Source organism: Synechococcus sp. R6-10 (assembly GCF_047461815.1).
In the GTDB taxonomy this organism is placed as follows: Bacteria; Cyanobacteriota; Cyanobacteriia; order Thermostichales; family Thermostichaceae; genus Thermostichus.
Map to the genome: position 1 here is coordinate 1 of NZ_JANSHW010000391.1, position 1031 is coordinate 1031.

Annotated in this window: 1 pseudogene; it reads left to right on the forward strand. The window is 61.8% G+C overall.

Features of this window, described 5'->3' with window-relative positions:
* Window positions 1-1031, forward strand: a pseudogene (locus NW837_RS10940) (thioredoxin domain-containing protein); the annotation flags it as partial.

The following is a 1031-nucleotide window of genomic DNA, read 5'->3' on the forward strand; positions in this document are numbered from 1 at the left end:
GAGAGCCAGAGGAAGGAGAGTTCTACGTCTGGCGCTGGCAGGAGCTGCAGGAGCTCTTGGGGGAAGAAACCTTCCGCGCCTTGCAGCAGGCGTTTGACCTATCGCCGGGGGGCAACTTCCCCGATCGGCCCGGCTGCATCGTCTTGCAGCGCCAACAGGGAGGAGCGTTGCCGCCAGAAGTTGAAGCCGCCTTGACCACCCATCTGTTTCAGGCACGCTATGGCTCTGCGGAGCGACGAGTTCCCTTTCCTCCGGCAGTGGATGCCCAGTCGGCCCGTCTGCAATCCTGGCCAGGGCGAATCCCACCTGTCACCGACACCAAGATGATCGTCTCTTGGAACGCCTTGATGATCTCCGGCCTGGCGCGGGCCTATCAAGTGTTCGGCAACGCAGACTATCTGCAATTCGCTCTGCGGGCTGCCCAATTCATCCTCAGCCAGCAGCGCCACCCTGAGACCGGATCCCTGTTGCGCCTGAACTACGATGGCACAGCTCAGGTGCCCGCCAAATCGGAAGATTACGCCCTGCTGATCAAGGCCCTGTTGGACTTGCAGCAAGCCTGCCTGCCCCTGGTGGGGGATCCCACCCCTCAAGACTGGTTGCAGGCTGCCCTCCAGCTCCAGCAGGAGATGGATGCGCAACTGTGGGATCCGGCCAGGGGGGGATACTTTGTCAGCGATGCCCAGAGTGCCCCTGAGCTGTTGGTGCGAGAGAAGGAGTTCCAGGACAACGCTACCCCTGCAGCCAATGGGGTGGCCATTGCCAACCTGGTGCGCCTTGCCGCCCTCACTGGAGATCTGGACTACCTGGAGCGGGCAGAGCAGGCCTTGAAAACCTTTGCCCACATCATGAGCACCCAGCCGCGCACCTGCCCCAGCCTTTTTGCCGGACTGGATTGGTACAGCAATTGGGTGAAAGTCACCCTGGAGGCCGATTCCATTCCCGCCTTTCAGCAACGATCTTGGCCCACCACCGTCTTTGCTCTCCCCACCGAAGCCGAACCTCTGCCGGAAGGAGCTCTAGGGCTGGTG